Origin of the sequence: Kosakonia pseudosacchari, from assembly GCF_900184035.1 — a bacterium.
Taxonomy (GTDB): Bacteria; Pseudomonadota; Gammaproteobacteria; order Enterobacterales; family Enterobacteriaceae; genus Kosakonia; species Kosakonia pseudosacchari.
On record NZ_FXWP01000013.1, the window covers coordinates 444,546 to 468,829 of the forward strand.

Here is a 24,284-nt window from a genome sequence, read left to right on the forward strand (position 1 = left end):
GAGCACTGGCAGGGTTCTTCAGGAGAGCAACATGACACAATTCATTTCACGGCACTGGCGGGGACTCGCCGGCGTGATGTTCGCGCTGACCGCCATCCCTGCCTTTGCGGCGAAAGATGTGGTTGTCGCGGTGGGATCCAATTTCACTACCCTCGACCCGTATGATGCCAACGACACACTGTCGCAGGCGATAGCGAAATCGTTCTATCAAGGGCTCTTTGGCCTTGATAAAGATATGCAGCTGGAATATGTGCTGGCCGAGAGCTACAGCATTTCTGCTGACGGCATGGTCTATACCATCAACTTGCGTCACGGCGTAAAGTTCCAGGATGGGACGGACTTTGACGCCGCAGCGGTAAAAGCGAACCTCGACCGGGCCAGTAATCCGCGCAATAGCCTCAAACGTTATAATCTGTATAAAAATATCGCCAGAACCGACGTGGTAGATGCCTACACGGTAAAAATTACCCTGAAGCAGCCTTTTTCCGCCTTTATTAATATTCTCGCGCACCCGGCAAGCGCCATGATTTCTCCGGCGGCGCTGCAAAAGTATGGCAACGACATCGGTTTTCACCCCGTAGGCACCGGCCCGTATGAACTGGAAGCGTGGAACCAGACCGATTACGTGAAAGTGAAGCGATTCGCCGGGTACTGGCAGCAAGGTTTACCCAAGCTGGACTCCATTACCTGGCGGCCGGTGGTGGATAACAACACCCGCGCGGCAATGCTGCAAACCGGCGAAGCGCAGTTTGCCTTCCCCATTCCCTACGAACAGGCTGAAGTGCTGAAAAGAAACAGCAAGCTGGAACTGGTCGCCAGCCCGTCGATTATGCAGCGTTACATCAGCATGAATGTCACGCAAAAACCGTTCGATAATCCGAAAGTGCGCGAGGCAATCAACTACGCTATTAACCGCCCGGCGCTGGTGAAAGTAGCGTTCGCCGGTTTTGCGACGCCTGCTACCGGCGTTGTGCCGCCAACCATTGCCTATTCACAGGCTTATCAACCCTGGCCGTACGATCCGGCAAAAGCCCGCGAGCTGCTCAAAGAAGCCGGTTATCCGCAGGGATTCAGCACCACTTTGTGGTCGTCGCATAACCACAGCACCGCGCAGAAAGTATTACAGTTTACCCAGCAGCAACTGGCGCAGGTGGGTATCAAAGTGCAGGTGACGGCGATGGACGCCGGGCAGCGTGCAGCGGAAGTGGAAGCCAAAGGGCAGGCGCAGAGCGGTGTGCGCATGTTCTATACCGGCTGGTCGGCCTCGACCGGCGAAGCCGACTGGGCGTTGTCGCCGCTGTTCGCCTCGTGGAACTGGCCGCCAACGCAGTTCAACACCGCGTTTTACAGCAACTCGCAGGTGGATAAAGACCTGGCCGACGCGCTAAAAACCACGGATGCCGCGGAGAAAGAGCAGCTGTACAAACAGGCGCAGGATCTCATCTGGCAGGAGTCGCCGTGGGTGCCGCTGGTGGTAGAAAAGCTGGTTTCTGCGCATAACAAGAAGCTCACAGGGTTCTACATTATGCCCGATACCGGGTTCAGTTTTGATAACGCGGATTTGGTGAAATAACTCACTCCACCTCGCAGAGCAAAAGGAGGCGTGAGGGAACGCACAATGCAAAATTATATTATTAAACGCTTGCTGGGCCTGATCCCGACGCTACTGATTGTGGCGGTGCTGGTGTTTCTGTTTGTCCACTTGCTGCCGGGCGATCCGGCGCGGTTGATTGCCGGGCCGGAAGCCGATGCGCAGGTCATTGAGCTGGTGCGCCGTCAGCTTGGGCTGGATCAACCGCTGTGGCGGCAGTTCTGGCACTACATCGGCAATGTGCTGCAGGGTGATTTTGGCATCTCCATGGCCTCGCGCCGCCCGGTGGCGGAAGAGATAGCCAGCCGCTTTATGCCAACGCTACTGTTGACCATCACCAGCATGTGCTGGGCGATGCTGTTTGGGCTTGGCGCGGGGATTGCCGCCGCCGTATGGCGTAACCGCTGGCCGGATCATCTGGGGATGGCGCTGGCGGTAACGGGCATGTCATTCCCGGCCTTTGCGCTCGGCATGTTGCTGATGCAGATCTTCTCGGTTGAACTCGGCTGGCTGCCGACCGTCGGTGCTGATAGCTGGCGACACTATATTTTGCCGTCGTTAACGCTCGGCGCGGCCGTGGCGGCGGTGATGGCGCGTTTTACCCGCGCCTCGTTCGTGGACGTGCTCAACGAAGACTACATGCGCACCGCGCGCGCGAAAGGTGTGAGCGAGCGGTGGGTCATTCTCAAACATGGTCTGCGCAACGCGCTGATCCCGGTGGTCACCATGATGGGGCTACAATTCGGCTTTTTACTCGGCGGTTCCATTGTGGTGGAGAAAGTCTTTAACTGGCCGGGGCTGGGCCGTTTGCTGGTGGACTCGGTGGAGATGCGCGACTACCCGGTGATTCAGGCCGAGGTGCTGCTCTTCTCGCTGGAGTTTATTCTTATCAACTTGGTGGTGGATGTGCTCTACGCCGCCCTTAATCCCGCGATCAGGTACAAGTAAGGATGCGATTATTAAACTGGCGTCGACAGGCGGTATTAAACGCCATGCCCGTAGTCAAACCGGGGCATGTGCGCACGCCGTGGCATGAATTCTGGCGGCGTTTTTGCCGCCAGCCGCTGGCGATGGCCGCCGGGATTTTTGTGCTGCTGCTGATCCTGCTGGCGATTGCCGCCCCGTGGATAGCCCCGTTTGATGCGGAAAACTATTTTGACTACGACCGGCTGAATGAAGGGCCGTCGCTGGTGCACTGGTTCGGCGTCGATTCGCTGGGGCGCGACATTTTAAGCCGTGTGCTGGTCGGTGCGCAGATTTCGCTTGCCGCTGGTCTTTTTGCGGTGCTGATTGGCGCGCTCATTGGTACGGTGCTGGGATTGCTGGCGGGTTACTACGAAGGCTGGTGGGATCGCCTGATTATGCGCATCTGTGATGTGCTGTTCGCGTTTCCCGGCATTCTGCTGGCGATTGCGGTGGTGGCGGTGATGGGCAGCGGCATGGCGAACGTGATCATCGCCGTGGCGGTGTTCTCCGTGCCGGCGTTTGCCCGTCTGGTGCGCGGCAACACGCTGGTACTCAAGCAACAAACCTTTATCGAATCCGCGCGCAGCATCGGGGCCAGCGATGCGGTGATCCTGTTTCACCATATTCTGCCGGGCACGGTATCGTCGATTGTGGTCTATTTCACCATGCGCATTGGCACGTCGATTATTTCAGCCGCCAGCCTCTCATTTTTAGGCCTGGGCGCGCAGCCGCCAACGCCGGAGTGGGGAGCAATGCTTAACGAAGCGCGTGCGGATATGGTGATTGCGCCGCATGTGGCGCTGTTCCCTTCGCTGGCGATTTTTCTGACGGTGCTGGCGTTTAACCTGCTGGGTGATGGCCTGCGCGACGCGCTGGACCCGAAGATTAAGGGATAGAAGATTCCCTCTCCGTAGGAGGAGAGGGAAGAACGATTTAAACGCGGGAGCCCCACAGATCGTATTCGTCGGCGTTTTCCACTTTCACGCGGACAACGTCGCCTGGTTTAACACCGGTTTCGCCGTTCAGGTACACCGCGCCGTCGATTTCCGGCGCGTCTGCCATGCTGCGGCCAATTGCGCCTTCTTCGTCGACTTCATCGATGATCACCAGAATTTCGCGGCCGATTTTTTCCTGCAAGCGCTCGGCGGAGATCTGCTGTTGCAGTTGCATAAAGCGGTTCCAGCGCTCCTCTTTCACCTCTTCCGGCACCTGATCGGCCAGTTCGTTGGCGGTTGCGCCTTCTACCGGGCTGTATTTAAAGCAGCCGACGCGATCCAGACGCGCTTCTTTGAGGAAATCGAGCAGCATCTGGAAATCTTCTTCGGTTTCGCCAGGGAAACCGACGATAAAGGTGGAACGCAGCGTCAGTTCCGGGCAGATTTCACGCCACTGCTTAATGCGCGCCAGTTGCCTGTCGACCGCGCCGGGGCGCTTCATCAGCTTCAGAATGCGCGGGCTGGCGTGTTGCAGCGGAATATCCAGATACGGCAGGATTTTGCCTTCCGCCATCAGCGGAATGACATCATCAACGTGCGGATAGGGGTAAACGTAATGCAGACGCGTCCAGACACCGAGTTTCGCCAGTTGCTCGCACAGGCCGACCATGCTGGTTTTCACCGGCTCGCCGTTGTGAAAGCCCATGCGGTGTTTGACATCCACGCCGTAGGCGGAAGTGTCCTGCGAGATCACCAGCAACTCTTTCACGCCCGCATCGACCAGACGTTTGGCTTCGGCTAACACGTCGCCAATCGGACGGCTCACCAGATCGCCACGCATCGACGGAATAATGCAGAATGTGCAGCGGTGGTTACAGCCTTCGGAAATTTTCAGGTAAGCGTAGTGGCGCGGCGTCAGTTTTACGCCCTGTTCCGGCACCAGGCTCAGGAACGGATTGTGCTTCGGTTTCGGCACGTAGTGGTGTACATGCTCCAGCACCTGCTCGTAACTGTGCGGCCCGGTGATCTCCAGCACTTTCGGATGGACTTCGCGGATCTGATCCTCTTTTGCGCCCAGGCAGCCGGTCACAATCACCTTGCCGTTTTCATTCAGCGCTTCGCCGATGGCTTCCAGTGACTCTTGCACCGCGCTGTCGATAAAACCGCAGGTGTTGACGATAACCATATCGGCGTTGTCATAGCTTGGCACCACGTCATAGCCTTCGGTGCGCAGCTCGGTGAGGATACGTTCGGAATCCACCAGGTTTTTCGGACAGCCAAGAGAGACAAAGCCGATTTTCGGCTGCAGGTTCACATTGCTCATAGTTCAAAAAGTAATCAGTTATAGGATCTTAGGGCAGGGATTGTACAGGGCTCTCGCCTGGATTTATAGGGTAATTAAGGGGGAATACTTACAGAAGCACATGCGGCCTACAAAGAGAATGCCGCAGAAAGTAATTAGATGGATAACTCACAAGGGGGCTGTTGCATATCAGCCTGAATATTTGCAAGCAGTAAATTCACCTCGCTATTACAGCGTGATCGGTGGCAACAGCCCGGAGGACTTAGGACGACCTGATCCTGAGGACATTATCTTTCTACCAAGGCACGGCATTTTATGTGGATCTTCATACTGAATATCACACCTCGCAGACAAGCGATTTTTGCCGGGTTCGTTGTATGGTTTGCATCAATACAGCTTTGCTTTGAAGCGTTTCTGGCATAAGCGGTATGCTCCTTTTTGACAGCGCTGTCATGCCCTTACACTGTTAATCATCAAAGGAACGCAAAACATGAAAACCAAATTACATGCACTTTTCTTGCTGGGATTCCTGTCGTTCGGAAGCCAGGCTGAATCATTCACTATTAATGCTAAAGCCCACTGTATTTATCCGCCGCTGAGTAATGTGGCATTGCAGGCTGGAACAGCATTGCAGTTCCAGTTGGCGCCAGGTACATATACGATGTCGCTGTTATCCAATAATATGAGCTGCATGAACGGTTCGTTAGCGAATGGCTGCAATATTAGCACAATCTATTTGCAGGGCGGCTTGGGGAATGGGCGCTGGGGCTTAACGCTCAGCACTACGCCGATTACGGTTAACGTACCGACGGTTTCCAAATTCATGGCGTATGTCACAGATGATAACTGCGTTGATAACACTGGGCAGGCGACGATTCAGGCAGACAAAATCCAGTAACCTTCGCTCTTTTTACCTTAAAGCCGCACCGCTTCAGGGGCGGCTTTTTCCTGCGCAGTAGTAAATGACGCTAAGAAAAGAACCCTGCCGACGGTAACGTTGAGGTGTGTTCGAAAGATATGGACCTATGGCGAATTTGTTGCAATTAAGAATAATTCCTATTAACTTTTGCCCGGTTCAATTTCATTTTTCAGTCGGAGCAGCCAGAGCTGCGTTTTGATAATATAAGGGAAAACGGCATGATCAATTGTCGAGCTTATGCCATGCGCTTGGTGCCTTTTCTGCTGTTCTGCGCGGCTAACAGTTATGCCCGCCCGGACATGACTCCGCTGGGGCCAAATATCGCCGATAAAGGCTCCGCGTTTTACCATTTCACCATCAATACCTTTGATTCCGCTGATGGCAAGCGCCACTACAATGTGTGGACCGCCATCCCGAATAAAAAGCCGCCTGCTCGCGGTTATCCGGTGCTCTATCTACTGGATGGCAACGCGGTGATGGACCGGTTATCAGATGACCTGTTGCAAAAACTGTCGCAGCGCGATGCGCCCGTGCTGGTAGCGATTGGCTATCAAACCGATCTGCCGTTTGATTTAACCGCCAGAGCGTATGATTACACGCCCGCAACGCAAAGCGGCCCGCAGAACTTGCGCGGCAGGGCCGGTGGTGGTAGCGCTGTTTTCCGTGCGTTACTGGAACACACCATTGCACCGCAGGCAGAAAAAGATCTTGCTATTGACCCGCAAAAGCGGGCGCTATGGGGACACTCGTACGGCGGATTGTTCGTGCTGGAGAGCTTTTTAGCGTCCGGCTTCTTTCATTCGTTCTACGCAGCCGTTCCTTCACTGGATCGTAATAACGCTGCGCTGCTCAGCGCGCTTGAGCATGTCAACAAAGTGCAGGGCAGCCAGAAATCACTGTGGTTTATGGAAGGCGACGGCGATAGAAAAGCGCGGGACGAAAACGCCACGTCGGACGTGTTAAATGCGGTGAGCCAGACAGTATCACGCCTGCGCAGCAGAGGAATACCAGCGACTTATCGGCTTTATCCTGGCCTGACGCACGGCGCGATGTTTGCCGCGTCGATGCATTCGGCGCTGTGGCATATGTCCGGCGAGACGTTCCCTGAAGCAGAGTAAAAGAGGCCGCGAAGGCGGCCTTCTGCGGCTTAGCTCAACGCATAAATGGCGGCGAAAATAGTGGCGGGAATACACCAGTCTTTGGTGAACTCTTCAAGCGCTTCCAGGTTCTCTTTGAAATGTGCCAGCATGATATCAATTGCCTGCGCTTCGTCTTCCGCCTGGGTTTCAAACGGCATTTTGCGAAAGCCTTCAGCTTTAAGCTGCCGCACTTCTTCTGCCGACAAGGCTTTTTTCTCATAGACATTCACGGCAATGTCACTGGAGTAGAATACATAGGTTTTCATGACATCTTCCTTGTAAATGAAACGGTTGGTGGCAGTTGTGTTATCGGCATCGGGTAACGATCGTTTACCCCTGAGCGCTGGAAATGCTTACTATGCGCTTCGCTTAGCCGGCAAAAAAGCCCCTGGTTTTCGTCTTTTCTCACGCTCACCGGTGCGCAAAATTCATGCTAATTTGAACGTTTTCCTCATGTGATAAGGGCAAGGTTATGGCAAATTTCGACGTTCAGGAGTGGCGCAAAGAGAATTATCTGGTAACAACCGACGCCGAAAAGCAGGATATCGCAGCGATTCACCGTTATCTGACACGATCCACATGGGCTGTGGGAATGGACCGGGAAACGGTAGCGATCTCGGTGCAAAATAGCCTTAATTTTGGTCTTTTTCATGGTGATGAGCAGATAGGGTTTGCCCGGTTAGTCACCGATTACGCCACCTTCGCGTACTTGTGTGATGTATATGTGCTGGAAGCGTATCAGGGGCAAAAACTGGGGAAATGGTTAATCGCCTGCTGCCATGCGCACCCGCTTTTTGCAAAACTGCGCCGGATTGTTCTCTTTACGTCCACCGCGCCCTGGCTGTACGCGCAGGCGGGCTACGAGCCTGTCAACCGGCCCGATTATACGTGGACGATTGCCCGCCCGGACATTTACAAACAGGCCAGGCGGACGGAAAAGTAGTTCGCAAGCCCGCTTGCGGCGAAACATAGCCATCACGCGTTGTCATTGAAATGCGCACTCCGCGCTGGTAAAACCGTCCGGCTTAACCACTCCGGGAAGGAAAAATGATGCGCACGGCAATCATTAAGATTCTGGCGGGGCTGCTGTATGTGGTACTCGCCTTTTTTATCAGCGCTGTCATCAAGCCGGTTAACCTGTTCTGGGCGTGGTCATCGGGCTGGTTGTTTGATCTGCTCTGGCGGCACCAGCTGATTACCGACACCTACGAATGGGGAATGGATCCGCCGGGCACCATTATGCTGGTGCTCATCGTGCTGGCTATCGCCTGGCTTTTAGCGCGCGGTGTGAAAGTGCTGCGCGCTAAAATGGGTCTCTAAGGGCGGCGTTTCACCAGCCATATTCGGAGTAGGGTTGTCCCGCGGCAATCTGCTCAATCGCTTGTTTGACATAACCAATCGTGTTTTCAGGTAAATCGTCAATGGCGTGCCAGCATAAATCGCCATGTTTCTCTGGCTCGGCGATAAACGGTTCGCCCTGCCAGCGGGTGCAACAGAAAAAGTGCCCCATCCACGAGCGATTCTCTGTCCAGACGTGCAAAGTATGCGCCAGGTGAAGATCCTCCGGTGCGATTACCACACCGGTTTCCTCGTTGGCTTCTCTGGCGGCGGCCGCCAGCGTTTCATGCTGCTCAAGACCACCGGCAGGCAAACTATAGCAACCGTCCATCCAGCCTGTTCCGGTGCGTTTAAGCATGCAAATCCGCTGCGCTTTTCTCAGCAACACAAATACCGCAACCGGTAAGTTATAGCGTTCTCGCTTCATGTGATTCCCACTATTTTTCCCATAACCTGACGCACTCCTGCGGCAGCCAACCCTTTTCCCCGTCCGCTTTCTGCGCGTAATACCAGCCGTTGAGGGCGTTAATCAGCGTAAGCGTTTCTCCCACACGCACGGTCAGTTCATGCGCGCAGTAGTCATCACGCGCACGGCCTTCATACGCGCTAAGGGGTGCGAAAAGTTGCTGCGGCGCCCAACCACTTTTCCCCGACGCCAACGTCACCCACACCCAGCCGCGCCACTGTAAATCGCAGTGGCTTATCAGTACATGCTCGCCTTTGCTCACCGCAATCGGATCGGGATACGCCGAAGTGTAATCGCGGGTAACATTCGCCCGGGATAGCATCGCGTTACACCATGCCATTATTGCCGTGGTGCAAAAATGCCGGGCGCTGGTTTAATCGTTCAAACCACGCGTCGATAGCGGGAACGGGCGGGTGGTCAAACGGTGTCATCTTCCAGCGGTTGACCGACAGTCCCAGCACCACATCCGCCAGCGTAAAGGTGTCGCCTGCAGCGAATGCGCCGGTGCGCTGCAACTGCTTTTCCAGAATGCCGATACAGTGATTCCACTCTTTGATGCCTGCTGCGATGGCTTTCGGGTCGTTAAACGCCGGGTTCTTGCGCGCCAGCGCCGGGAAGACATAGCGCCAGGCGTTGTTGAATTCGGTGGCCTGCCAGTCCATCCAGTGTTCAACGTTGGCACAGGCTTGCGGTTCGCTGGGGAGCAAATCTTCACGCCCGGCTTTACGCACCAGATAGCGGCAAATCGAATTGGACTCCCACAGTACAAAACCGTCGTCTATTAGCACTGGCACCATTGCGTTAGGGTTCATGGCGCGGAATTCATCCGTTTCCGTGGAGGCAAAACCGCTGCCATAATCTTCCTGCACATAATCCAGCCCGGCTTCTTCACAGGTCCAGAGTACTTTTCGCACATTGATCGACGTCGTTTTGCCAAGAATGGTAAGCATATTGCAGGTATCCATTTGCGTGATTAATTGTTTAAAAACAATACACCAGACAAATGCTTTCTGACCACCGGTAGATGAGTTCCAGCCAGTAACGACTGCGCGTAATGTTAGCGGATGGCTAACACATCCTGATGAAGCAAGACAGGATGCAATAGACGGCGAAAACGCCTGGGTGTGGGAAGCGCCATCCAGGGATGGGTTTGATTCATTTGTGAGGCTTATGAATTGCAGGGCGCGTGCGACATAAAAAAACACGGCAATTGGCTGGCGTGGCTCACCTTAAGTGAAATGTAAAGGTCCGGCAAACAAAATTAAATATTGACCAGACGCATGCTTTTGTTCGAAAAGCGACCATACTATGATCCTACACTGGCTGACAAGGGGGGAAGATGTATGACCGTTGATGAACTTGCGCGTCGTCTGCTGAAGAAGTTGATTGCTGCCCGAAGTGACCTTGCGGCCTATATCCAGATGCGAAAAGCGAAAGGGTATATGTCGGTCAGCGAAAATGATCGTCTGCGTGAACGCTTCTTTGCCCTGGCGCTGGAGATCCGCGATAAAGGCGAACGGTTAAACGACCTGCCGGATCGCGACTCACGTAGTGCAATATACCGGGCCGAGGAAGCGCTCTCCTCAGCTGCTGTTTGTCTGATGAGCGGGCGACAGGATTGTCCCACCTACATTTCGGTGAATGTCGACAAGCTGGAACGTTCGCTGAATGTGCTTAATTACTGCATTCAGTATCTGAACGAGCATTCACCGCTCGAAGAAGCCTGATACCAGGGGGAGGAAACTCCCCCTTTCTGCATATACCTCCTCCACATTTTATCCGGCGGTTTAACTGCAACAACCGCGATACGCATGCGGTTGTGTATAGAGAGTGTAAAAGTCGCTTTTGCCCGCGCTGCGCGGTCTACCCTTTATCAGAATAAAAAACTGCATAAAGGAGCGCCGTATGCGCCAGATCCCGCTGCTTTTACTGTTTCTCTCCCTCTCGGTATCCGCCGCGCCTGCGGCGGTGAAAGTCGATGTGCTGCAAACCAAACTCGATCACCCCTGGGCGCTGGCTTTTCTGCCCGATAATCACGGCATGTTAATTACCCTGCGCGGCGGGCAACTGCGTTTATGGCAACAAGATAGGGGAATTTCCGATCCGATTACTGGCGTTCCCAACGTCTGGGCGCAGGGGCAGGGAGGCTTGCTGGATGTGGCGCTGGCACCGGATTTTGCCCAGTCGCGCCGGGTGTGGCTGAGCTACGCCGAAGCGGGTCAGGAGGGTAAAGCCGGAACGGCGGTAGGGTATGGTCGTCTTAGCGAGGATTTTAAACGCCTCGACGATTTCCGGACGGTGTTCCGCCAGCAGCCGAAACTCTCCACCGGTAACCATTTTGGTGGTCGACTGGTGTTTGATGGCAAAGGCTATTTATGGATTGCGCTGGGCGAGAATAATCAACGTTCGACAGCGCAGGATCTGGATAAATTACAGGGCAAACTGGTGCGGCTGACGGATCAAGGCAAGGTGCCTGAGGATAACCCGTTTGTCGGTAAACCGGGGGCGCGAGCGGAAATCTGGTCTTACGGTATTCGCAACCCGCAGGGAATGGCGATGAACCCGTGGAGTAACGCGTTGTGGCTCAACGAGCATGGCCCGCGCGGCGGCGATGAGATCAACATTCCGCAAAAGGGTAAAAATTACGGTTGGCCGATTGCCACCTGGGGCATTAACTATAGCGGGCTGAAGATCCCGGAAGCGAAAGGGGAGATTGTCGTCGGCACCGAACAGCCGATCTTCTACTGGAAAAAATCCCCGGCGATCAGCGGTATGGCTTTCTACAATATGGATGTATTCCCGCAGTGGAAAAACAAATTATTCATCGGCGCGCTGAAAGATGAAGATCTCATCGTTATGAGCGTACAGGGCGACAAGGTGACGGAAGATGGCCGTATTCTTGGCGATCGCGGGCAGCGCATCCGCGATGTCCGCGTTGGACCGGACGGTTATCTTTATGTGCTGACCGATGAATCCGACGGCGCGTTGTGGAAAGTGAGCCCGGCTTCATGAAGCAGAAAGGGGATATTCCCCTTTCTTTATCCTGTGTATTATTAAGAGATATTTTCCTTTTCTGCCGTTAATAGCTGAAAGCTATGTTTTATTTTTATATAAGTGTTTTCTGTTAATTGTTTTTAAATAAATTAATGGCTGCTTTTTTATTTTTATAGTGTCTGGCTATGTGGCGGTTTTTATTTAAGTGTCAGTGGTTATTGCCGATAAAGGAATATCTTAGGACATGCGTTAAAGGAGAAGTAATAATGCATCATCAGGGTATTCCGGGGGCGTCGACAGATATTTATGAATTGATTTCCCGTATTGGCAACGTCACCCGCATGTTAAGAAGCAGCCTGCGCGAATTGGGCCACGATATCACCATTGTTGAACTGGCTAACTCCATTCCGGATGCGCGTAGCCGGTTGCAATATGTGGTCGATCTTACCGCGCAGGCATCGGGTAAGACGCTCAACTATATCGAACTGACACAACCCCTTCAGGAGCAACTGAGCCAGCAGGCGAAGCAGTTGCTTTCGCAATGGCTGCTGCATGATGACGCCGCAAGCATCGAAGAGACGATGGCGCTTGCCCGCGCCACGCGTGATTGGCTGGGCTCTGTGCCGACGTGCACCGAAGCCAGCAAATCCTGGCTGCGGGAAATTATGATGGCGCAGGATTTCCCGGATACCACCGCGCGGATCATTTTGCGCATGATGGCGTTGCTGGAAAATATTGAGAAAGAATTCCTGAACGTGCTGTTAGAAAACGTACCGCGAGAAGGGCGTTCTCCAATCAATAAAGCCAGCGCCGATCCGGCTGCCCCGCTGGCAGACCAGCAAGATATTGACGCGTTGCTGAATAGCCTTGGCCTGTAATTTATTTATTTTCACCCTCGTTGTTGTGCTTATTTATATCCTCTATTTGTTCTTTTGGTGAATGCAATCCAGTTGCATTCACTTTTTTTTCTATTTACACCGCATAAAAAGCGTATTCCATTAAATAAAAAAATCCCGCCATGCCATCAACATATGCGGGATAAAAAAGAAAAATAAATTCGTTATGCTCAATGAAGCCCGCTCTCATGACAAAGCGGGGGTTAGTCAAGGAATTACATCGTTGAAATCCGCTCTGAAGGAGGTAAGCGGATTTCACACCACTTAACGCAACAGGGACAGCATGGTCTGTGGAACCTGGTTAGCCTGCGCCAGTACGGAGCTGCCAGCTTGTTGCAGGATCTGCGAACGGGACATGTTAGACACTTCTGTCGCGTAGTCAGAATCCTGAATACGACTGCGCGCTGCCGACAGGTTATTCGTCGTATTGTTCAGGTTGGAAATGGTTGATTCAAAACGGTTCTGGGAAGCACCAAGCAGGCTGCGTTCGGTATCCACGGCTTTGATAGCTTTATCCAGATCGGCCAGCGGATTACCATCCGTGGTGCCGCCGGAGCTGACAACGCCCTGCAGCACATCAAAGCCATGCGCGTCAGTCGTACGTGCGCTGCCGTTGACGATCTGACCTGTTGTTGCGGCCGTTGCGCCTGTGGTGTTGTAGAGGTTGAACGCGTCGCTGCTGCTTACGGTAATGCTGATGGTTTCACCATCTTTCGCGCCAACCTGGAAATTATACTGACTGTCGCCCGAGCCGGTATTCAACACTTTCAGGCCGTTAAAATCGGTCTGGGTGGTAATACGGTTGATCTCTTCCATACGCTGGTTAACTTCCGCCTGGATGGAGTCGACGTCGGATGCGGAGTTGGAGCCATTCTGTGCCTGTACAGTCAGGTCGCGAATACGCTGCAGGTTATTATTCACTTCGCTCAGTGCGCCTTCGGTGGTCTGCGCCAGTGAAATGCCGTCATTCGCGTTACGCACCGCAACGGAAAGGCCATTAATATTTGACGTGAAACGGTTAGCAATTGCCTGACCAGCAGCATCATCTTTTGCGCTATTAATACGCAGACCGGATGACAGACGCTCAATAGATGTGCCTAAAGAAGACTGAGATTTGCTCAGGTTATTTTGGGTCATTAAAGATAAGGTGTTGGTGTTAATAACGGCCATTTCATTTCTTCAGAAATATAGAATTAATCTATTCGTATTGCCTGATATTGCCAGGCGAAATGGATATCGTCCGCAGGGAATAAAACTTTAAATTTAAATGCCTAATAGTTCATTTTTATAAATGAAGCGCTTTAATACAATGATTTTATAGCTAATAGCGGTTGTAAATATATTTTAATTGCCGCTGCCGCATTCTATTCTAATAATGCTTATAGGTACATCCGATCCTAATTCCGGATAGGGCAGTGATAAATAAGAATAACCGCACTACGTTGTTTTAGTGTTGCTAAACTATAATTAAGTATTATTGAATTATTTTATGAGGAAGATTATTTTTTGTAACTTCACAGTAGTTGAATTTTCTTTTCCTGGCGCAAAGATACTGTTAGGCTGATATTTAAATATGCTGTGGTCTCAACGTTATTTGTCTGGAAAGGTTAAATGTTGCCCATAATGTGGATACTAAAAGCAAATTCCAACATTATTGCATCGGCGCATCCTATTGCGTGGTTGATGATATGAATTAACAATTAAAGTTTTACGCCAGATTTTCGATGACTGATTAGAAAGAATATTGCGTTGTTTATATAACAAATAACTGAATAGTTGTGCCTAAAGTGGCACTTAAATTAAATTTAGCACGAAAAATCACGCATCAGTCCCGGTCGCGTTTGCTACCCGGGCTGAAACATAAAAGGCTTATATTGTGTGGTGTTTCTGTGTTTTTTGTCTGCACACGGGAGAGTTGACGTTATGAGAACGCAAGATTTGGAATACTTTGTCGCGTTGATAAAACATATGAATTTTCAAAAGGCGGCTGAGGAGTGCGACGTTTCTCAACCCACCCTGAGCATCCAGATCAAAAAACTGGAAGAGGAATTAGGCATTCCATTACTGCACCGTAAAGGCAAAGGGTTTAGCCTGTCGCCGATCGGTTTGCATTTGCTGCCGCTGATTGAAAATATTCTTCGTGAGGTGCATAACCTGCATGAACTGGCGCAGCGGCTGCGTTTTCAGCCGGTTGGCGTTATCAATATTGGTGTCACCCCGACGCTTGGTTCCTATATATATGAAGATCTGTTCAGCGCCTTCAAAGAAAAATTTCCGGATAATGAGATCAAGCTACATGAAGTCAGTGAAGATAATTTGCTGAATATGTTAGGAAAAGGGCAATTACAATTGGGGCTGCTGATTGGGCCTATTGATAACGACAACTTTCTTGAGGCTCAGCTCTATGAAGAGCAATTTGTGTTGGGTGTAAACAACAGTCACCCGCTGTCTACACAGGAAGTGATCGATCTCAGCGAGTTGAAAAAGCATAAACTGATTATGACCAAATCGATGCCAGAGCATCTTAATCTTGAACCTGGCAGCGAAGAGATACTCAACCATGCAAGGAGTATTTCAAACGATCTGGAAACCATCCGCTATATGGTAAAGAATTCGGATAATGTCTCCTTTTTTCCAAAACTTTCAACGCTCGGCAACGATCACCACAGTATTAAATACATTAATATCAAAGATAATAATTTATCCCGTCGGGTTTTCATGATGGTGCGTGAAGGCGATATTATGAAGGAGAAATATTATAGTTTTGGCAGCGATGTTGGCGGCAGAATTAACGCAAGACTGAATACATTGTAATGGTTTGATTGTCTTAATTAAGCTGTAATCACAGCGACACGATCGCTGACTATGAAAATATGTTGAGATACAAACATTCGTTTTTGAAACGTGTTTGTCTCTCAGCAGTCGTGCTGTGCCTGTAATGTAGAATGTGTCTGATTTATCGCGCTTAACCGTCAATGAAAACGCCGGGTGTAGATGCTGGCAAATTTAATGATGTCAGAGGTGACTCATGTTTCTTAACCCAAAATATACTAACGTTCATCGTTCGCTGCTTGCCATTATCAAACCTGCATTGAATGAACATGCATTTGAAAATAGAAAGATCGATGCCTGTGTTGCGCTGAAAAAATTGATGGCGTTGTATAATGAACTTCGTGTTGAACTGACGCTGCGTCCCTATCCACCAGAGTTGACCGATTTTTTATTTACCTATGAGTGCGCGTTGATAACATTGGATGATTATTTAAATTCCAGCTCCCCCGGAGAAATGCGTAACGCCATTAGCACTTGCTTTCAATATATAGAAACCGTCCCGGTATTGCTGCGGCGTGTTTCGGTGCAGTACCGCATGCAAGCCATGTAAAAATTAATTATTCAGCTGTAATGAAAATCTTATATCACTTTACGAGATGCGAATGATGGATAATATCGCCACTGAGCAGTTGGGGCTGTCATTAGAACGGGCCAGTTTTTTAAAGAAACGATCGCAATCATTTCTGTCGGTCGCCAGACAATCTGGCTTAGCCGGTCACGCTTTTACGCATCGGGATGACGCGTTGAGTGACGATCATGCTGCGGTGATGTCGGGTATGGAGTTTGGCGAAGAGGTGACGCTTTTGCAGGAGAGTTTGCAGAATATCGATTTTGCTATCCAGAAACTCGAGGCGATAAATAATGACGAAGTGGCATCACCTCACGTGATGGCCTTTTATCAGGATGCAATCGAACTTCTTGATGAGGCAGAAGCGCTGCTGGAGGAGTGCTGCGAAGTGGATCTTATTGACTACGCAACAGATGAGATCGAGTGGGATGAAAGTAGCCTGCTTCCCTTAGAAGACGATTCACTGTTTGCCGATATCGAAGGCGAAGAGGAGTAACGCATTAGCTGCTGGCCGCAACAACTTGCGGATTGCCGTGTGGGGAATACCGGATGGCGCCGGGCGCATTTCACCGTTAACAACAGGCGATAACGTCAGCGCCACCGGTCAAAAAAATACTCAGGTTACCGGGATCATTACCGCGTTTTTGAAGCCGGGGCGTTCGCACAATTGCGCATACCAGCGTTGCAGGTTGGCGTGCGGTGCCCAGCGTAATCCGGGAATGTTGTAAAGGTTATAGATAAACGGAGCGACGGCGATATCCCCGCAGCCAAACGCGTCCCCGGAGAGCCACGCCTGTTTAGCCAGTACATCGTCGAGCAGCGCGAACAGCCCATCCAGCGCGTTTTTGTTGGCTTCAATCGCGGCGTTGTCGCGCTGTTCCGGCGCGGTGCGCACCAGCCCCTGCAACAGTGGGCCATGTTTTGGCGAAAGGGTGCTCAGCGCCCAGTCCATCCACTTTTCCCCTTGCGCACGTTCAGCAGGGGATTCCACCCACAAACGCCCCTGTCCGTACTGTGCTGCCAGGTAACGCACGATGGTGTTGGATTCCCACAGCACCACATCGGTTTCGTCATCACGCAGCAGCGGCACCAGACCATTCGGGTTCATCGCCAGATATTCAGGCTCATGGTTCACGCCGAACTCTCTGCCCGCCAGAATATGCTGGTACGGCAATTCCAGCTCTTCCAGCAGCCAGCGAACTTTTTTGACGTTAGTAGAGTTATTTCTGCCCCATAGCGTTATCATTTTTACCTCAGTGGTGTGAATGAGTGTCGGTGTGACATTCATCGTGTGCCAATCTCCGTCATTCTTCAAGTTGCAGATGCGCGGGTTTTGTTACCGGTTCCTTCGCAAGCGTCGTCTCTTCGGTGCAGCGCAAGCACGGCTCGACGCGCGAGAGGTGCAACTCGAATTATTCAGCGGATAAATATTCAGCACACATGGAGCGCAACACGCTGTTATTGCGTAAACTTTAAAAACTTTACCCTGTGACGGTTTTTTTCGTTTCGTTTGTGCGCTATTACTCACCGTTTGTTGCGGCACGGTGTTGTGACGTTTTGAATGGATACTCGGGTGGCCCCTATGACGCATTTCTCTTTATCCCTTCGCGGCCTGGTTGCGGGCTCTGCGCTGTTGATGCTTTTCTCCCCTTCGTTGTACGCGGTGGAACAGACGCCGGGTGCGCCCACGGTCGATGCCAGGGCGTGGATCCTGATGGATTACGCCAGCGGCAAAGTGCTGGCAGAAGGCAACGCTGACGAGAAGCTTGATCCTGCCAGTCTCACGAAATTGATGACCAGCTATGTGGTTGGCCAGGCGCTGAAAGCCGGCAAAATTCATCTCACCGATACGGTGACCGTCGGCAAAGACGCCTGGGCGACCGGTAATCCGGCGCTGCGCGGTTCCTCGCTGATGTTCCTGAAACCTGGCGATCAGGTTTCCGTAGCCGATCTCAACAAAGGTGTGATTATCCAGTCCGGCAATGATGCCAGCATCGCCATCGCAGATTTCGTGGCGGGCAGCCAGGACTCATTCGTCAGCCTGATGAACAGCTACGCGCAAAAACTCGGTCTGACCAATACCACCTTTAAAACGGTGCACGGCCTTGATGCTCCAGGGCAGTTCAGCACTGCGCGCGACATGGCGTTGCTCGGCAAGGCACTGATTCGTGATGTGCCGGATGAGTACGCCATTCATAAAGAAAAAGAGTTCACCTTTAATAAGATCCGCCAGCCGAACCGTAACCGGTTGCTGTGGAGCACCAGCATGAATGTGGATGGCATGAAAACTGGCACCACCGATGGGGCGGGTTACAACCTGGTGGCTTCGGCGACACAAGGTGATATGCGTCTGATTTCTGTGGTGCTGGGTGCGAAAACAGACCGCATCCGCTTTAATGAGTCAGAAAAATTGCTCACCTGGGGGTTCCGTTTCTTCGACACGGTTACGCCTATCAAACCCGGCGCGACGTTTGTCAGCCAGCGGGTGTGGTTTGGCGATGAAAGCGAAGCGAAGCTTGGCGCGGGCGATACAGGCTCTATCACTATTCCTAAGGGGCAGTTAAATAACCTGAAAGCCAGCTACACCTTAACGCAGCCGGAACTGCAGGCACCGCTGACGAAAGGTCAGGTGGTCGGCACCATCGATTTTCAGTTGAATGGTAAAACCATTGAGCATCGCCCGCTGGTGGTGATGGAGGCGGTAGAAGAGGCCGGTTTTATCGGTCGGATGTGGGATTTTGTGCTGCTGAAATTCCACCAGTGGTTTGGCGGCTGGTTCTCCTGATACTCAGGCGACCGTGCCCCTCCGGGCACGGTCAATAGAGCAACGTTATCGCGTGTTTTTTTGCTTCGCTTTCCAGCGCCTCGTCGGGGCGGCAGTCGCTGACCAGCACATCAAAACGGTTTAATGGCCCCATGCAGGCCGAACGCACTTTGCCGAACTTGCTGTGATCCACCACCAGAACGTGGTATTGCGCGCTGGCCATCGCCCAGTGCTTTACCGGCAACTCTTCCAGATTAAAACAGGTCGCGCCTTGCTGGGCATGCACGCCTGCCGCCGAATAAAAGGCGATATCCGGGCGCAGGTTGTTCAGCGTTTCGTTGAAATTCAGCGGCTTGAAAATGGCGTTGCTGGCGTGAAACTCGCCGCCGCTGAGAATGGCGCGACACTGCGGTTTTTCCTGTAATGCCAGAAAGGTGTTCAGCGAGTAACAGACACCGGTGAAGGGCCGATCGTCCGGGATCGCCTCGATAATCCATGGTGTGGTGGTGCCACAATCGAAAAAGGCCATCTGATGCGCTTTTAGTAGCCCGGCGGCGAGTTTTGCCGCGTGGCGCTTCTCTTCTACCAGACGATTTTTTTGGTCGCTTAACAGATAATGGCTGGCGGAGCGCGGCTCCAGTACGATGTAACCACCCAGCAGCACTACCGGCGCGCTGTTGGCGCTGAGATCGCGGCGAATGGTCATTTCAGATACGCCAAGCAGCGTCGCCGCCTCTTTCAGGTGCAGTTTATCGCTGCGCTTGAGCGCCGCCAGCAACTGGCCTATCCGTTCGTCGCGTCTTGTTTCCATAATTCCCCTGAATAAAAGAAAGCCCCGCATTGAGCAGGGCGTTCATATTACCTTTGCCTCAGGGCTTAGTCACGTACCCAGCCGCGGCGAATCAGCAGGGCAAAACAGGCGCGATAGCACTGTTGCACGCTGTGGTAGAGCGCCGGTCCAAAGCCTTGCCAGAGTATTTGTGCGGACAAACAGCCGCCGATGCCAACCAGCAGCGCGCCGAGCATATCCAGCGGCCAGTGCACCCCAAGATAAACGCGTGACCAGGCGATGGTCAGCCCGATGATCATCAACAGCGCGCCTGACCACAAACGGTGCCAGGCAAGGAAAGCGACCGCAAAGGTGAAAATTACCGTGCCGTGATCGCTCGGGAAGGAGCTATCCGGCGCGTGGTGCAGGAAGTTATAGCCTACGCGATCGGCAAACGGGCGATCGTGCGGGAAAAAATGCCCCAGTAACGCCGAACAACAGAGACTGACCAGCATGGCCAGCGTGACTTTAATTACCAGCTGACGCTGCGCGTTTACCTGCTCGCGTGGCCCCCACAACCAGAGGCCAACCGCCAGCAATGGCACAATGCTGATTAAATCGCTGGCGGCAAAATCGGCAAATGCTATCAGCCTGCGCGGAGAGTCTGGCGTGGCGTTAATCCAGTAAAACAGGGTGTAATTCAGGCTCTCTAACATACGCTTGTTACTCTTTGATTAAACAACAATCCAACTTGACGCGAAAGCGCCCACCTTAAAAGCGGCATGGTTAACGGTAAAGCGGTTTTGTCTTACTCATCTGAGAGTTAGACGATTCCTGGAGTGAAACCCGGAAGGCGTATCGTACGACGGTGCACTTAAGTGAACCTTAAACGAACTGAAATGTGCTTTATTTATTGTGTGACGGAGAATTTCCTGTCGTTGCAAAGCGGCTTTGATTACACTCTGCGCGATTTTTCATAGATGAAGAGATTGCATGCAAAACCATACTTTAACTGGCCAACGTCTGGGACGACGGGCGCTACTGTTTCCTCTCTGCCTGGTGCTTTACGAATTCTCCACCTATATCGCCAACGATATGATCCAGCCCGGCATGTTGGCCGTGGTGGAGCAGTACAACGCCGGCATTGAGTGGGTGCCAACGTCAATGACCGCTTACCTCGCGGGCGGCATGTTTTTGCAGTGGTTGCTGGGGCCGCTGTCGGATCGCATTGGCCGCCGCCCGGTGATGCTAACCGGCGTGGTGTGGTTTATCGTCACTTGCCTGGCAACACTGCTGGCACAGGACATTGAGCAATTCACGTTACTGCGATTTTTGCAGGGCATTAGCCTGTGCTTTATTGGCGCGGTAGGTTACGCGGCGATCCAGGAATCTTTTGAAGAGGCGGTGTGTATAAAAATCACCGCGCTGATGGCAAACGTGGCGCTGATAGCGCCGCTGCTCGGCCCGCTGGTGGGGGCGGCGTGGGTGCATGCTGCGCCGTGGCAGGGAATGTTTGTCCTTTTCGCGTTGCTGGCGGCATTCGCCTTTTTTGGCCTGCAACGGGCAATGCCGGAGACCGCCACGCGACTCGGTGAAAAGCTCTCCTTTAAAGCCTTGTGGCGCGACTATGCCGAAGTGATGAAGAACCTGCGTTTTGTCGCCGGCGCGCTGGCGACAGGCTTTGTCAGCCTGCCTTTGCTGGCGTGGATTGCCCAGTCGCCGATTATTATCATCAGCGGCGAGCAGCTGAGTAGCTATGAATACGGCCTGTTACAGGTACCGATTTTCGGTGCGCTGATTATCGGTAATCTGGTGCTGGCGCGACTCACCTCCCGCCGCACCGTGCGTGCGTTAATCATTATGGGCGGCTGGCCAATTGCTGCCGGATTGGTGATGGCGGCTGTTGCAACTGTTGTCTCTTCGCATGCTTATTTATGGATGACGGCCGGGCTGAGCCTGTATGCGTTCGGTATTGGGCTGGCAAATGCCGGGCTGGTGCGTCTGACACTCTTTGCCAGCGACATGAGTAAAGGCACCGTTTCGGCGGCAATGGGCATGTTGCAGATGTTTATTTTTACCGTCGGTATCGAAATCAGTAAACACGCCTGGCTGAGCGGCGGTAACGGCCTGTTCAGCCTCTTTAACCTGGCTAATGGCGTGCTGTGGCTGGGCTTGATGGTGGTATTTCTGCGTGATAAACGGGTAGGGAATTCGCTGGAAGGATAGGGCGGCGCTCATCAATAGCGCCGCTGCGTAATCAGCAGGTTTCCGCCTGCGTTTCCGGGGCCGGTTTGGCAACCGCGCGGGCAACCAGCGCGGCAATCAACACCAGCCCCATCACCACCAGCATGGCGCTACGCAGGCCATAGTGCTCGCCGAGAAAACCGAGCAATGGCGGGCCGACGAGAAAGGCCAGGTAGCCGGTCGTGGCGACGACGCTGACGCGGGTTGCCGCGTCCGGGCCAGTATCGCTGGCGGCGGAAATGGTCAGCGGGAAACCGAGTGACGCACCAAGCCCCCACAAAATCACCGAGAAGCCCGCCACCCATGCACTGTCAACAAAGATAATCAGCCCGATGCCCAGTGCCCCCATTAAAGCGCTGGCACGCACCACGGTGACGCGGCTGTAACGGTCAATAAACCAGCCACCAATAAATCGCCCGACGGTCATTCCAAGGGTAAAACCGGCGTAGATCAGCGAGCCGGACGTCGGGCTAAAGCCGTGCCCGTCCACCATCAATAGCGGCAGCCAGTCGTTGGCGGAACCTTCGGCAAATGCCATTGCGAGCACGACCACGCCAATCAGCAACAGTTGGATATCACGCCAGAACGGTTGCCCTTCTTTTCCGCGCGCTTTCTCCTCAGCGGAGTCTTTGCCGGTGCCTGGCGGAATGGCGGAAATTGCCAGCATGATGGGAACAATCGCCACCAGTGCCGCTGCCAGAATATGCCAGTTGGCCGCCAGGCCTATAGCGGTAACGCTCATACCAATACCTGCGCCGACCAGCGTGCCGAAGCTGTAAAAACCGTGCATCATTGGCAGCACGGTTTTGCCCATCTCACGCTCGACTTCCGCACCTTCGATGTTCATGGCCACTTCGCCCGCCCCCAGGCTGCCGCCGAACAACGCAAGGCCGATGGCAAATAACAGCGCAGACGCCAGCCACAAGGCGAGACTCAGTACCACCATGCCGATGACGCTGAACGACATGCTGGCGCGGATCACTTTCCGCGCGCCAAAGCGCTTCACCAGCCAACCGGAGGAGAGAATGCCGCTCATCGAACCGACCGACAGGCCAAACAGCACCACGCCCATTTCCGCGGTGGAAACCGATAAAATATCGCGGATTGCGGGCGTTCGCGTGGCCCACGACGCCATTAATAGCCCCGGGATAAAAAAGAAGGTAAACAGCGCCCACAAGCGGTGTTGCAGGGCTTTTCGCGATGCATTTTCAGTCATAACGTCACGGTGAAAAAAGAAAAGATAAGACAACACTAGCAAGGAAGTGTACATTTGTACATAAATGAGTGAGAGGATCTATGGCCCGAAGACCCAACGACCCGCAGCGGCGTGACCGCATTCTGCAAGCGACGCTGGATACCATTGCCGCACATGGGATTCAGGCGGTGACGCACCGTAAAATCGCCAGCTGTGCTGATGTGCCGCTGGGCTCAATGACCTATTACTTTTCCGGTATCGATGCGTTGTTAGAAGAGGCTTTTAGCCTGTTTACGCGGCAGATGTCGGCACAATATGCCGCGTTTTTCGACGGCGTTGACAGTCCGGCCAAAGCCTGTGAGGCGCTAACCGAGCTGATTTATAGCGCTCAGGTGACCACCGCGCGCAATATGGAACTGATGTACCAACTGTACGCGTTTATGAGCCGCCAGCCCACGCTGAAAAGGGTGATGCAAGACTGGATGTGCACCAGCCAGACCACGCTGGAGCACTGGTTTGAACCGACGACGGCACGTGCGCTGGATGCGTTTATCGAAGGGATGACGCTGCATTTTGTGGTTGACCGGGAGCCGCTTAGCCGCGAAGCCATTCGCTTAATGATTGGGCGTCTCGCCGGGCAGTGAGCGATACGCGTTGTCGATTAATACGCAGGCGTGATGGCTTGCGTCAAGCGCGAGACACAGTTCTACGTCCGCTGAAAAACCCCGTGCGTGGAGTTCATTAGCGGATGCGCAGTGATAGAGATTACTGACGTCGCCGCCCTGAAATGCTGCCTTTGCTGCTTGCGCTTCAGGCGAGAGTTTACGCTTGCCAAGTGCAGCGATAATGGCGCCCGCAGCCATATAATCTTCCACCGCCGGGCGCAGGCTGCCATCCGGCCAGCGTTCCCCGGCCGGGATCAGCAAAATGCGTTCAAAACCTGCACAAGCTTTCGCGGTCGCCAGTCGATTACGAAAACAGCCGCTAAATACCGCGCCGCCGCAATCGCGCGCTGTAAACGAAAGGGTGGAACCGTTAGGCGAGGGGAGCACCAGCCGGTATCCGGCGGGAATAGGCAGTAGCGAGGCGGGCGAGAGCGTATATTGGCCACCAGCAAAGGTGCGGTTGAAGCTGGCGACATCGGCGTGGTTTTCCTGCGCGTAGCGCTGCGCACTGGCATCTTTCCACGGCCACGGGTAAATCAGTGCCTGGTTATCGGTGGCGATGCTTACGCATGTGGAAAACGACATCACATCGACGATTACTACGCAGTCGGCTTCCCGCGCCAGCTGCTCCGCTGCGGCTAAACCCCACTCCAGACGTACATCGAACGGGCCTTGGCTGTACCACTGTGCACACATTTTC

The 24,284-nt window shown here is 53.1% G+C and carries 27 protein-coding genes; 16 read left to right on the forward strand and 11 right to left on the reverse strand.

What is annotated here, in order from left to right:
• Positions 1-31: 31 nt before the first annotated feature.
• Genes gsiB through gsiD form a run of 3 tightly spaced genes read left to right on the forward strand, consistent with a single transcriptional unit; the run spans position 32 to position 3,453 of the window.
• Positions 32-1,573, forward strand: a complete 1,542-nt coding sequence (gene gsiB, locus BN2591_RS12120) for a glutathione ABC transporter substrate-binding protein GsiB (protein ID WP_086871770.1) — start codon at positions 32-34, stop codon at positions 1,571-1,573.
• 45 nt (positions 1,574-1,618) lie between these two features.
• On the forward strand, positions 1,619-2,539 hold the full coding sequence (gene gsiC, locus BN2591_RS12125; protein ID WP_086871772.1) for a glutathione ABC transporter permease GsiC: 921 nt from the start codon (positions 1,619-1,621) through the stop codon (positions 2,537-2,539).
• 2 nt (positions 2,540-2,541) lie between these two features.
• Positions 2,542-3,453, forward strand: coding sequence for a glutathione ABC transporter permease GsiD (gene gsiD / locus BN2591_RS12130; protein WP_086871774.1), 912 nt, complete (start codon positions 2,542-2,544; stop codon positions 3,451-3,453).
• Positions 3,454-3,490: 37 nt separating this feature from the next.
• Here the strand turns inward: gsiD and rimO are convergent, their stop codons facing one another.
• Complete coding sequence (rimO, locus tag BN2591_RS12135; protein WP_086871776.1) at positions 3,491-4,816, reverse strand: 30S ribosomal protein S12 methylthiotransferase RimO; 1,326 nt, start codon at positions 4,814-4,816, stop codon at positions 3,491-3,493.
• 469 nt (positions 4,817-5,285) lie between these two features.
• Here rimO and BN2591_RS12140 point away from each other — a divergent pair, with 469 nt between their 5' ends.
• Positions 5,286-5,693, forward strand: coding sequence for a hypothetical protein (locus tag BN2591_RS12140; RefSeq protein WP_086871778.1), 408 nt, complete (start codon positions 5,286-5,288; stop codon positions 5,691-5,693).
• Positions 5,694-5,932: 239 nt separating this feature from the next.
• Positions 5,933-6,832, forward strand: coding sequence for an alpha/beta hydrolase (locus BN2591_RS12145; RefSeq protein ID WP_086871780.1), 900 nt, complete (start codon positions 5,933-5,935; stop codon positions 6,830-6,832).
• Between the two features lie 29 nt (positions 6,833-6,861).
• On the opposite strand, the gene BN2591_RS12150 is transcribed toward BN2591_RS12145, so the two are convergent.
• Positions 6,862-7,119, reverse strand: coding sequence for a hypothetical protein (locus tag BN2591_RS12150; protein ID WP_017456059.1), 258 nt, complete (start codon positions 7,117-7,119; stop codon positions 6,862-6,864).
• Between the two features lie 206 nt (positions 7,120-7,325).
• Here BN2591_RS12150 and BN2591_RS12155 point away from each other — a divergent pair, with 206 nt between their 5' ends.
• Complete coding sequence (locus BN2591_RS12155) at positions 7,326-7,796, forward strand: GNAT family N-acetyltransferase (RefSeq protein WP_086871781.1); 471 nt, start codon at positions 7,326-7,328, stop codon at positions 7,794-7,796.
• 104 nt (positions 7,797-7,900) lie between these two features.
• Complete coding sequence (locus BN2591_RS12160; RefSeq protein ID WP_244173002.1) at positions 7,901-8,173, forward strand: hypothetical protein; 273 nt, start codon at positions 7,901-7,903, stop codon at positions 8,171-8,173.
• Positions 8,174-8,183: 10 nt separating this feature from the next.
• On the opposite strand, the gene BN2591_RS12165 is transcribed toward BN2591_RS12160, so the two are convergent.
• The 3 genes from BN2591_RS12165 to BN2591_RS12175 are packed head-to-tail and all read right to left on the reverse strand — an operon-like array spanning position 8,184 to position 9,607.
• Positions 8,184-8,618, reverse strand: coding sequence for an NUDIX hydrolase (locus BN2591_RS12165; protein WP_086871785.1), 435 nt, complete (start codon positions 8,616-8,618; stop codon positions 8,184-8,186).
• A 10-nt stretch (positions 8,619-8,628) separates the two neighbouring features.
• A complete protein-coding gene (locus BN2591_RS12170) occupies positions 8,629-8,979 on the reverse strand; it encodes an SH3 domain-containing protein (protein ID WP_086871787.1) in 351 nt (116 codons plus the stop codon).
• 4 nt (positions 8,980-8,983) lie between these two features.
• Positions 8,984-9,607, reverse strand: a complete 624-nt coding sequence (locus tag BN2591_RS12175) for a glutathione S-transferase family protein (RefSeq protein ID WP_086871789.1) — start codon at positions 9,605-9,607, stop codon at positions 8,984-8,986.
• Between the two features lie 393 nt (positions 9,608-10,000).
• Between BN2591_RS12175 and BN2591_RS12180 the strand changes: the two genes are divergently transcribed.
• The 3 genes from BN2591_RS12180 to BN2591_RS12190 all read left to right on the forward strand — a co-directional run bounded on the left by BN2591_RS12180 (position 10,001) and on the right by BN2591_RS12190 (position 12,529).
• Positions 10,001-10,384 (forward strand): biofilm formation regulator BssR, encoded by a 384-nt coding sequence (locus BN2591_RS12180; RefSeq protein WP_086871791.1) that lies wholly within the window; start codon positions 10,001-10,003, stop codon positions 10,382-10,384.
• A 178-nt stretch (positions 10,385-10,562) separates the two neighbouring features.
• A complete protein-coding gene (locus BN2591_RS12185) occupies positions 10,563-11,669 on the forward strand; it encodes a PQQ-dependent sugar dehydrogenase (protein ID WP_086871793.1) in 1,107 nt (368 codons plus the stop codon).
• Between the two features lie 248 nt (positions 11,670-11,917).
• On the forward strand, positions 11,918-12,529 hold the full coding sequence (locus tag BN2591_RS12190; protein ID WP_086871795.1) for a protein phosphatase CheZ: 612 nt from the start codon (positions 11,918-11,920) through the stop codon (positions 12,527-12,529).
• Positions 12,530-12,811: 282 nt separating this feature from the next.
• Here BN2591_RS12190 and BN2591_RS12195 read toward each other — a convergent pair whose 3' ends face one another.
• Complete coding sequence (locus BN2591_RS12195) at positions 12,812-13,717, reverse strand: flagellin N-terminal helical domain-containing protein (protein ID WP_086871796.1); 906 nt, start codon at positions 13,715-13,717, stop codon at positions 12,812-12,814.
• Positions 13,718-14,470: 753 nt separating this feature from the next.
• Between BN2591_RS12195 and BN2591_RS12200 the strand changes: the two genes are divergently transcribed.
• From BN2591_RS12200 to BN2591_RS12210, 3 genes are all read left to right on the forward strand, one after another.
• Positions 14,471-15,361, forward strand: coding sequence for a LysR substrate-binding domain-containing protein (locus BN2591_RS12200; protein WP_086871799.1), 891 nt, complete (start codon positions 14,471-14,473; stop codon positions 15,359-15,361).
• 214 nt (positions 15,362-15,575) lie between these two features.
• The gene (locus BN2591_RS12205; protein WP_086871801.1) at positions 15,576-15,929 is read left to right on the forward strand and encodes a hypothetical protein; all 354 of its coding nucleotides are present in this window, start codon (positions 15,576-15,578) and stop codon (positions 15,927-15,929) included.
• A gap of 52 nt (positions 15,930-15,981) precedes the next feature.
• Entirely contained in the window at positions 15,982-16,443 is a 462-nt protein-coding gene (locus BN2591_RS12210) for a hypothetical protein (protein ID WP_228007821.1), read from the forward strand.
• Between the two features lie 120 nt (positions 16,444-16,563).
• On the opposite strand, the gene BN2591_RS12215 is transcribed toward BN2591_RS12210, so the two are convergent.
• Positions 16,564-17,193 (reverse strand): glutathione S-transferase family protein, encoded by a 630-nt coding sequence (locus BN2591_RS12215; protein WP_086872139.1) that lies wholly within the window; start codon positions 17,191-17,193, stop codon positions 16,564-16,566.
• Between the two features lie 336 nt (positions 17,194-17,529).
• On the opposite strand from BN2591_RS12215, the gene dacC reads away from it, so the two are divergent.
• Complete coding sequence (gene dacC, locus BN2591_RS12220) at positions 17,530-18,732, forward strand: serine-type D-Ala-D-Ala carboxypeptidase (protein ID WP_086871805.1); 1,203 nt, start codon at positions 17,530-17,532, stop codon at positions 18,730-18,732.
• A 31-nt stretch (positions 18,733-18,763) separates the two neighbouring features.
• On the opposite strand, the gene deoR is transcribed toward dacC, so the two are convergent.
• Positions 18,764-19,522 carry a DNA-binding transcriptional repressor DeoR gene (gene deoR / locus BN2591_RS12225; RefSeq protein WP_086871808.1) on the reverse strand — a complete coding sequence of 253 codons (759 nt, stop codon included), beginning with the start codon at positions 19,520-19,522 and terminating at the stop codon, positions 18,764-18,766.
• A 65-nt stretch (positions 19,523-19,587) separates the two neighbouring features.
• Complete coding sequence (gene ybjG / locus BN2591_RS12230; protein WP_086871810.1) at positions 19,588-20,196, reverse strand: undecaprenyl-diphosphate phosphatase; 609 nt, start codon at positions 20,194-20,196, stop codon at positions 19,588-19,590.
• A gap of 277 nt (positions 20,197-20,473) precedes the next feature.
• On the opposite strand from ybjG, the gene BN2591_RS12235 reads away from it, so the two are divergent.
• Positions 20,474-21,706, forward strand: a complete 1,233-nt coding sequence (locus BN2591_RS12235; protein WP_086871812.1) for an MFS transporter — start codon at positions 20,474-20,476, stop codon at positions 21,704-21,706.
• Positions 21,707-21,737: 31 nt separating this feature from the next.
• On the opposite strand, the gene BN2591_RS12240 is transcribed toward BN2591_RS12235, so the two are convergent.
• Positions 21,738-22,994: an MFS transporter gene (locus BN2591_RS12240; RefSeq protein ID WP_143468249.1), complete on the reverse strand. Its 1,257-nt coding sequence runs from the start codon at positions 22,992-22,994 to the stop codon at positions 21,738-21,740.
• Between the two features lie 26 nt (positions 22,995-23,020).
• Between BN2591_RS12240 and BN2591_RS12245 the strand changes: the two genes are divergently transcribed.
• Complete coding sequence (locus BN2591_RS12245) at positions 23,021-23,563, forward strand: TetR/AcrR family transcriptional regulator (protein WP_086871816.1); 543 nt, start codon at positions 23,021-23,023, stop codon at positions 23,561-23,563.
• Here the strand turns inward: BN2591_RS12245 and BN2591_RS12250 are convergent.
• Complete coding sequence (locus tag BN2591_RS12250; protein WP_086871818.1) at positions 23,534-24,280, reverse strand: 2-phosphosulfolactate phosphatase; 747 nt, start codon at positions 24,278-24,280, stop codon at positions 23,534-23,536. The genes BN2591_RS12245 and BN2591_RS12250 overlap by 30 nt on opposite strands.
• Positions 24,281-24,284 lie beyond the last annotated feature (4 nt).